This is a genomic window from Pseudomonas sp. WC2 (assembly GCF_050586545.1).
In the GTDB taxonomy this organism is placed as follows: domain Bacteria; phylum Pseudomonadota; class Gammaproteobacteria; order Pseudomonadales; family Pseudomonadaceae; genus Aquipseudomonas.
Window position 1 is genome coordinate 213848 of record NZ_JBOBDR010000011.1, and the last position, 8478, is coordinate 222325.

An 8478-nucleotide genomic window follows, 5' to 3' on the forward strand; every position below is an offset into this window, starting at 1 on the left:
GAAAGCCCGCCTAGTGCGGGCTTTTTGCTGTCTGGGGTTTGGCGTTTGATCGAACCGGCAAAGAAAAAGCGACCTGCGGGTCGCTTTTTTTGTATGCGGGACAGTCACTGGGTGGCGTTCTGGCTATGCCGATAATCACTCACCGCCTCATAAACCGCCTTGCGCAAACGGTTGATCCCGCCAATCGGCCGGTGCGCTTCAATGCCGAACCAAGGATTGAACGAAAGGTTGTCACACGCCAGATTCAGCGCCGGCGTATCGAAGTCCTGGGGCGGCAAGGTAATCCGCGCCACGGTCTCGAACGGTGAGTCCTGCTCACGCCATTCAATACTGGTGTCCTCGATCGGCATGTACCGGTTCGCATCCTGGCGCTGGATCTGCAGGACAAAACACGCCGGCACTCGATCCGCCGACAACTGCTGACTGAGAGCGCTGCGCAGGAAGTTCGGCAAGTCGTGGTTCTGTTTCGGCAGCGTGTAGGCCGGGCAACGGTCCGGGTCCGGCATCACCCGAAACTTCGCATTGGCCTCGCCGAATTTGTAGGGCGAAACTGAAAAGTAGGTCGTCCCCGTCGGGCTGTCCGGCGGCGGTGACAGTGTGGCTAACGCGATAAACAGATGGCGGATCTGCCAAGTGCGCGGATCCCAACCCGGAAAAAACGCCATGACCTTTTTTCCATCAGCCTGAGCGGCCACATTCTGACGGTACTCGGCGACATCGCTGACAAAGAAGTTCGGATGGCTGAACATGACGAAATCCTGTTCATGCCGCTGCGCGCGGTCGCCAAGTAGCTGACTACCCGGCACCTCCAGCAATTTGATCGCCATGCCACGGGCGTCGCGAATGCTGTCGAATTGCGGATAGGCATTGCCATTGGACAGGCGAATCATCGCTTGCCAGGTTTTCCCCGGTTCGCTGAAAACGCCCTGTCGTAGCGACTGCGCCAATTCAGGCAACACCTGCACTTCAGCCTTCACGCAACCATGGGCCTTGGCGTGCGCATCGCGCAGATAGCGGGTGGGTTCGCGGTGTTGATCGACGATGCGCACAGCGGTCTGGATCACGTCCTGGGTCATCGCCGCTTCGCCGAGTGGAATCTGCTCGATGCCCGAAACCGGCCCGCGATGTTGCCAGGCAAACCACACGGTGGTGACGCCCCAGCCGAGCAGGCCGATGACGAGCACAATCAACAGCATTTTGCCGAGTAGACGCCCAAGCCATAGCCAGAATCGGGCGAGCATCGGCAGTTCCTTTTTGAAGGTTGGCAGGATCATGGCAATAGCGCCTCCAGCGGGCCGCCGAGGACTTTCAGGTACTCCAGCAACGCCCAGCGTTCTTCGGGCTGTAGCAGTCGGCCAATGACGCCTTTACCGCGTTCGCCGGCGCGAAATTCGTGGCCACTGTTGTGGTTGCCGCTGATCCGCGTATCGAACAGAAAGCCATTGGTGAAGGCCTCGGTGCGATAGCCCAGGTGCCGTGGGTCGTACTCGAAGGTGCCTTTATAGAAGGTGGTTGCGCGTTCATCCTGCGGTGAAAGCAGCTGATAAATGCTCGGCACCGAGCCATTGTGCAGAAACGGCGCAGTGGCCCAGACACCCGCCAATGGCCGTGCCTTGTAAGCGACTTTTTCGCGCACGCCAATCGGCAGGCCGAAACCATCAAGGCCTGGCTTTTCCTCCGGCGTGACGTTGGCTTCGCGATAGGCGCGGTCTTCGACAAAAGCGGTGACGTAAGCCAGCCCCTTGGCGACGGAAAGCTGGCTCAGGTCCAACGGTTCTTTGGGCTCCGGATGCAGTTTGACGTCCATATTCTTCAACTCTTGCAAATCCCATTGCAGGGCCGTCAGATCAAAGCGGTGATTGGCGATATTGTTGGCGGCATTCGGATCGGTGCCGATGACGTCGACCGCTAGCATGTGCAGGTGCTGGACCCAGCGCTCGCCTTCGCGAGTTTTACGCGGGACGTGGCAACCGGCGCAGTTTTCGCTGAACAGCGTGCGACCTTTGGCGGCCAGGGGTTTATCGATGGCGCCCAACAGCTCTTCCGGCCAGGCAGGCGGCTGAAGCTTTTGCAGGGTTTCTTCGATCTTGTGCAGATCACGCACGCGCACGCTGGAGGCATACCGTGCAGCGCCTTGCAGAGGCTGGCCGTTGGCATCAAAAAAATTCAGGGTGGCGCCGACGCCCAGCGCCTCACCGATGTTGCGCGCCATCGGTTGCTGCGCCGAGCCGTTCCACTGCACCCAGTCGAACGTCCACATATCCCACAGCTGCGGGTAATCCACTGGCGCATTGGCCACGCGGTAGTTGGCGGGGGAGATGGCGTCGCCGAACGTGGCATTGGCGATCCGTCCGAATGCATCCGCACGGCCGGGGCCTTCTTCGGTGGGATAGAGGCCGCGATGGGTGTCGTTCCAGGCGACTTTCAGGAAGGTGTTCAGCGAGGTCTTGAAGTCTTTGCGCAGTTGCTCGTGACGAGCGTCGTATTGATCGCCGAGCACCTGTCGGGCGAAGCGCTCGAATTTCCACGGGTTGTAGTAAGTCGCCGTCAGACTTGCGACCAATGCCTGTCCGAAACTGCCACCGCGCAATGTAGGAACGCTGGAAGGCAACACATGCTGCGCGGTGCCGCCATCAATGCGAATGGCTTGACCTTTGAAGCGCAATTCGCCGGTATGACAAGCCGCGCAGGTTATATCCAGATATTGCTCGGAGCTGCCGGGATTCTGATGTCGGGCAAAGCCGACAGGCAGGTTGCCGGGGTTGTTCACTGTGGCTTTCTGTTGTGGCTCGATGAGGAAGCCGAAGCGGGCAAGGTAGTCGGGGGAGGCGAATCGTTGCTCGGAAAACGGCAGCTCCAGCGCCTGAAACCACTCGTAGCGCAAGCCTTTGACCTGCGTGCCCTGCGGCGTGAAGTAGTAGGTTTGCCGCTCTTCATCACTCCACTGGTTCAGGTAATGCACCTGCTGGGCGGGGGTGTAGGAGGGCAATTTCGGGTTGACGACGTAATACACGATCACGGCCAGGATGAGTCCCAGCAGCACCAAGATCAGGGTCAGCACACGGAATAAGAGGCGCAAGATAAACATCCTTGTCAAATTGTTGCGCTGTTATGCCTGAGCCGGAGCATGCTGGGCAAGTGGCCATTACGCCAGATGTTGTGGGAAAGGCTTTCAGGCGTTGTCAGACTCAGATGACAGAAGCTTCATCGTGCCTTTGCCCTAATGCGTTTTAATCCCTGAACTTATCGGAAGATTCCTGCTCTCATGCCGGTAGCCATTGGTCGTGGCGGCCTGATAAGCTCGCGGCTTTACTCGATTGCCCTTTCGGCGCATGAACAAGGAAATAGCATGAAACAGCATCGGTTGGCGGCGGCGGTTGCCCTGGTTAGCCTGGTCCTCGCGGGTTGTGATTCGCAGACCAGCGTAGAGCTGAAAACCCCGGCGCAAAAAGCTTCCTACGGTATCGGCCTGAACATGGGCAAGAGCCTTGCTCAGGAAGGCATGGATGATCTGGACTCCAAAGCGGTAGCCCAGGGCATCGAAGATGCCGTCGGCAAGAAAGAACAGAAGCTGAAAGACGAAGAACTGGTCGAAGCCTTCGCCGCGCTGCAAAAGCGTGCTGAAGAGCGCATGGCCAAGATGAGCGAAGAGTCGGCAGCCGCTGGCAAGAAATTCCTCGAAGAAAACGGCAAGAAAGCAGGCGTAACGACTACTGCTTCCGGCCTGCAATACGAAGTGGTCAAAAAAGCCGACGGCCCACAGCCTAAGCCTACCGACGTAGTGACCGTTCACTACACCGGCAAGCTGACCAACGGCACCGTATTCGACAGCTCCGTCGAGCGCGGCAGCCCGATCGATCTGCCGGTAAGCGGCGTGATCCCGGGTTGGGTTGAAGGCCTGCAACTGATGCACGTTGGCGAGAAGTACAAACTGTACATCCCTAGCGATCTGGCTTACGGCGCACAATCGCCAAGCCCGGCAATCCCGGCCAATTCGGTTCTGGTCTTCGACCTGGAACTGCTGGCCATCAAGGATCCAGCCAAAGAAGACGCCGCTGCCGCCAAGTAATCGGCCTCGGTTTCACCAACAACGCCTCGCTTATGCGGGGCGTTGTTGCATCTGGAGGTTGGCAAGGGTAAACAGAGCGAACCGATGCGGGTCCGGGGAGTCATAGCTTTGAGGCTGCCCGCGCTAGACGCCCTGAGCCGCCAAGTCAATGAAATCTTGGGGTTTTTTATGTGAGTAAAAAACGCCCGATCTGAGCGCAGCCCATATAAAACGGGGCTCTCAGCGCTGAAATGCAGCTCTGTTCACAAGGTTATCCACAATTTGTGTGGATAACATTTCAACGGGAGGAATAGATGAAAGCTCCGTGGAATTTCGCTCGATTCCTGCCCCTGGCTGGCCGACTGCTCGCCCGTGGACGTTTACCGACATTGCTCTTCGCCGTAGCCAGCAAAGGTGCCGCACAGGGCAATCGTCTAGGCAAACTCAAAGATGACCTGCGTTTGCTTCAGGCGTTGTGCCTGGCGTACTGGCGTGGCGAGTACCGTGCAATCAGTGGCAAAGCGCTGGTTTCGGTGGTGGCGGGGCTGATGTACTTTCTAAGTCCGGTCGATGCCATCCCGGATTTCATCCCGGTATTCGGCATGCTCGACGACATCGCCGTCCTCGCGTGGCTGATGAAAACCCTCGACGATGAACTCAACGCCTTCCGCGTCTGGCGCAACCGCCAGCAGCCGGAGAAACTCGCCGTCGTCGAACGCCTGCCCGATACTCCGGAACAACTTCAGCTTCAGGGCCCGAAAAAGCCCTGATAGTTGTAGTCCCTTTCACAGATAGATACCCCCCGCGACCTTGGCCGCTGTTAGGATTACACTTCTAGGGAAAAGTGCCGACTCGCTAAGTGTTGTTGTCCTACGGGGTAGTCATGGATATTCAGATAATTGCACGCGATGGCGAACCCGAATACGCGGTTCTGCCTTGGGCTCAATATCAGGCTCTATTGAAAGCAGCAGGTCTCAACGAAACACCGTCGCGCCCGGCCCCAGCGCCTGTCGCGACCACGCCAGACCCGATTCTTCCTGGTCTGGATCAACTACGCAGTTTGCGCGAAGGGAAGGGCATCGCCATCGAGGCGCTGGCCCGCACGGTAGGCATCAGCCCGTCTTATCTGGCCATGATCGAAAGTGGCGAGCGTCAGCCTGACGCCGCGATTCGCCGCAGTCTGGCCTGGGAGTTGACGGTGCCAGGTTGGAGGGATGAATCGTGAGCGTACGCATCAGTCGTCAACATTGGGATGGGTTGTTGGGGGAGTTGGATCAGGCGCGGCGCCAGCGCCATCTACTGACCTATCGGGCATTGCTCGAACGCTTGCAGTTGCCGACGCCGGCCATGCAGACGTTAACCGCAGCTCTTGAGCATTTGGCTGCGCTGGACGCCAAGGCCGAACAGCCGTTGCGCAGCTCACTGGTCATCAGTCAGGGCGCCAGTCGCCTGCCGCGAACCGGTTTTTTTGAATGCGTCGAGCGTCTGGGGCGTTTTTCCGGGCCATCCGATGGTGTCGCTGCCGCCTCTTGGCATGCGTCGGAAGTTGTCCGGGTTTTTGAATATGAGTACCCGGAATCGGCGGAGGCCTGAGTGTTTCTGCGACTCAAGGCGCGGGCCAGTTACTGGCTGGCCCGAAGGCTGTTTCACTGGTCGTGGTTTGTCCGCCAGCCGCGTGGCTGGCGCTGGCTTGAGGGTCAGTTTGCGCGCATGGCCAATCTTGGCGATGTCGATGCGCAAAGCTTCTACGGGCACATCCTGACGTTTCGCGGGGTCGGGCTCGGGGCCCGTGAAGAAGGTGTGCGCTTGTTGCGTCTGGCCGCGCTGGCCGGTGATGGCAAGGCAGCCTATCAGGTCGGCGTGATCAGCCTCAAAGGTACGCCCAGCAAGGCGCCTGATGCTGAAGAAGCTGCGCGCTGGTGGGCAATGGCCGCCAAGGCCGGGCATCCGTTGGCCGAGCTCAAACTGAAAGAACTGAAACTGCCCGACGCCGATCCATAGGCGTTCTACGTGCTAGACAACTTGTGGGTTGTTTTATAAACGTGGCGTGAGGGAAACCTCACGCCATGTTTGCGTTTTTGCGCGTGGGTTTTCTTGTGAATATTTTTTACAGATTAGTCCTACAGCCATCGCCTACTTGCCTGACTTCTTTCCTGATTAATCCCCCGCACAGTTCCCGAGCCTAATTTCTGCGCGAGGGAACGCTCATGTTTGACCCGTTTATTCAGTCCACTTCGCACACCCGCGTGCGCTGATGGAAGCCGTTACCCGTATCGAGCAAGAACTCGACAGCTTTCCCGACACCCTCAGTCTCTATCGCGAGCAGCTCAAGCATTGGGCCAGCCGTGCGGCGGACAAAGTCAGTCACGCGGCGGATCTGCCCTCGCTGATGGGTATGGAGCGGATCATCCGCTTCGGCGACAGCAGTACCGCTGTGAGCAGTCGTGATCAGGATTTTTTCTCCAGCGTCGTTCAATGCACAAACAACGGCCCGATGCTGATCGAGAGCAAATTCGAGTCGGTCTACGACATTCCGCTGGGCAACATCGTGGTCGATGTGATCGCCATGGACGGTGGTGAAACTACGCCCATCACCCTTGATGCTCAGGGCAAAGGCTCATTCAAAGGTGCACCCGGCAAGTTCTATCGGGTGCAGGTGCACAGCAAGGTCACTCCCGATCAGGTTGGGGAGCTTTTCAAATCCTACGACGGTTTGACCGGCGAGCTGGATAGCTGGCTGCGCAGCGAGTGGCAGGGTTTCAAACCGCAGTGGTCGCAGTCGGTCGCAGGCGCGGCTGGCAACGGCATGCTGGCCGGGAGTTGGGCAGCCATCGAAGGCGTCTGGGACAGCATTGGCATGCTCTCGGACATTCTCAAGGATCCTGGAGCATTCACCGAGCGCTTGGGGGAGGGCGCCGCGCAGCTGATGGCGCTCGCGGAGACAGCCCCCGACGTCATGGAAAAGCTGCAATTGCTGGTCAGTGACGAAGCGGCCCTGTGTTTATTGCTGCGCACTGCGAGCCTCTGGATAGAGATGTTGCCGCCCAGCGAGATCGCCGGCAAAACCGCTGAAGCGGCGTCGATGGTGATCGTTCAGCTACTGATCGATGTGTTGATTGGCGTGGTACTGACATTCGTCGGGGCCGGCGCCGGGATCGCTTATCTGACGCTGCGTCTGGCAGATCGCGCGGGGCAATTGCTGTCGGCGGTGAAGCGCCTGGTGACGGCGATGTTCGGCATCGTCAACGGCTTCGTCCAATACATTGATCGCTACAAAGCGGTAGCCGCCCGTGGCATCGCCGCCGGGGTGAACAAGGGGCGGATGCAGTTGCGCTGGGATGCCAAGCGCAACGCCTCGTTGAAGAAAGACGAGCACCACGACGACGCCTCCGACCAAGCGAAAACCCCCAACGGTGATAGCGCCGATTGCGCAGCGCTGACCTGCACCAATGGGTGTCCGGTGTCGATGGTCACCGGCGAGGAATTGCTGACCCTGACCGATGGCGTGCTCGATGGCGTGTTGCCGTTTGAGTTCAGCCGGCTTTATCGCAGCAGCGCGGTCGAGATTGATGTTGGGTTGGGGTTTGGCTGGAGTCATTCGCTGGCGCATCGGCTGGAGTTTTTGGCTGATGACGTTGTTTGGGTTGATCACGAAAACCGGCGCACGCGGTTTCCTCTGCCGAACGTCTCGCGCCCGGCGATTCACAACAGTCTGTCGCGGGCGGCGATTTTTCTTGGCGATGAACCGGAGGAGCTGATTCTTGCGCTGGCGGGGGACGCGGCGCGGTTTTATCACTTTCGTGCAGGGCGGCTGACGGCGATCAGCGATGCGTATGGCAATCGTCTGACGGTGCAGCGTGATCGGTCTGACAGGGTGCAGCGACTGGATAACGGTGCCGGACGCTCGTTGCTGTTGCGCTATGACCGGGCGCAGTTGATCGCGGTTGATTACCAGGTTTTTCAGCGCGGCGAATGGGCGACTGAGCAGACCCTCGTCCGTTACAGCTACGACGCCCGCCAACGCCTGTTGGCCGCGACCAACGCCGTGGGCGACAGCGAACGTTACGACTACGACGATGCCAACGTCATCCTGCAGCGGCAGCTGGCGGGCGGTGCGAGTTTCTTCTGGGAGTGGGAGCGCTCGGGGAAATCGGCGCGCTGTGTGAGGCACTGGGCCTCGTTTTCGCAGATGAACACCCGTTACGTCTGGGGCGACGACGGCCATGTCACGGTGCATTACGTCGATGGCACCGAAGAGGTTTACGTCCACGACGATCAAGCGCGACTAGTGCGCAAGGTCGAGGCCGATGGTGGTGAACAGCTCAAGGCCTATGACAACGCCGGGCGCTTGATCGCCGAGCAGGATGCGCTGGGCGCTGTCACCGAATACCACTATGACGACGTCGGACGGCTGATCGCGCTGATTCCGT

Annotated in this window: 8 protein-coding genes; 6 read left to right on the forward strand and 2 right to left on the reverse strand. The window is 59.1% G+C overall.

Features of this window, described 5'->3' with window-relative positions:
- Positions 1-104: 104 nt before the first annotated feature.
- Both ACQ4OE_RS15870 and ACQ4OE_RS15875 read right to left on the reverse strand, forming a co-directional pair.
- Positions 105-1274 carry a catalase family protein gene (locus ACQ4OE_RS15870; RefSeq protein WP_430947169.1) on the reverse strand — a complete coding sequence of 390 codons (1170 nt, stop codon included), beginning with the start codon at positions 1272-1274 and terminating at the stop codon, positions 105-107.
- Positions 1271-3079, reverse strand: coding sequence for a di-heme-cytochrome C peroxidase (locus ACQ4OE_RS15875; protein WP_430947170.1), 1809 nt, complete (start codon positions 3077-3079; stop codon positions 1271-1273). Before ACQ4OE_RS15875 ends, ACQ4OE_RS15870 begins: the two co-directional genes overlap by 4 nt.
- Before the next feature lie 270 nt (positions 3080-3349).
- Between ACQ4OE_RS15875 and ACQ4OE_RS15880 the strand changes: the two genes are divergently transcribed.
- The 6 genes from ACQ4OE_RS15880 to ACQ4OE_RS15905 all read left to right on the forward strand — a co-directional run.
- On the forward strand, positions 3350-4069 hold the full coding sequence (locus ACQ4OE_RS15880) for an FKBP-type peptidyl-prolyl cis-trans isomerase (RefSeq protein ID WP_103306955.1): 720 nt from the start codon (positions 3350-3352) through the stop codon (positions 4067-4069).
- 293 nt (positions 4070-4362) lie between these two features.
- The gene (locus tag ACQ4OE_RS15885) at positions 4363-4818 is read left to right on the forward strand and encodes a YkvA family protein (protein WP_122593579.1); all 456 of its coding nucleotides are present in this window, start codon (positions 4363-4365) and stop codon (positions 4816-4818) included.
- A 113-nt stretch (positions 4819-4931) separates the two neighbouring features.
- Positions 4932-5273, forward strand: a complete 342-nt coding sequence (locus tag ACQ4OE_RS15890) for a helix-turn-helix domain-containing protein (protein ID WP_430947171.1) — start codon at positions 4932-4934, stop codon at positions 5271-5273.
- The gene (locus tag ACQ4OE_RS15895) at positions 5270-5641 is read left to right on the forward strand and encodes a hypothetical protein (protein WP_003223109.1); all 372 of its coding nucleotides are present in this window, start codon (positions 5270-5272) and stop codon (positions 5639-5641) included. Before ACQ4OE_RS15890 ends, ACQ4OE_RS15895 begins: the two co-directional genes overlap by 4 nt.
- A complete protein-coding gene (locus tag ACQ4OE_RS15900; RefSeq protein WP_430947172.1) occupies positions 5642-6049 on the forward strand; it encodes a sel1 repeat family protein in 408 nt (135 codons plus the stop codon).
- A gap of 253 nt (positions 6050-6302) precedes the next feature.
- Positions 6303-8478: DUF6531 domain-containing protein (locus tag ACQ4OE_RS15905; protein ID WP_430947173.1), on the forward strand; the 2176-nt coding region annotated here is incomplete at its 3' end.

Coding starts and splice junctions, on each gene's coding strand:
- ACQ4OE_RS15870 (WP_430947169.1), bottom strand. CDS start 1,274: ATGATCCTGCCAACCTTCAAAAAGGAACTGCCGATGCTCGCCCGATTC.
- ACQ4OE_RS15880 (WP_103306955.1), top strand. CDS start 3,350: ATGAAACAGCATCGGTTGGCGGCGGCGGTTGCCCTGGTTAGCCTGGTC.
- ACQ4OE_RS15885 (WP_122593579.1), top strand. CDS start 4,363: ATGAAAGCTCCGTGGAATTTCGCTCGATTCCTGCCCCTGGCTGGCCGA.
- ACQ4OE_RS15890 (WP_430947171.1), top strand. CDS start 4,932: ATGGATATTCAGATAATTGCACGCGATGGCGAACCCGAATACGCGGTT.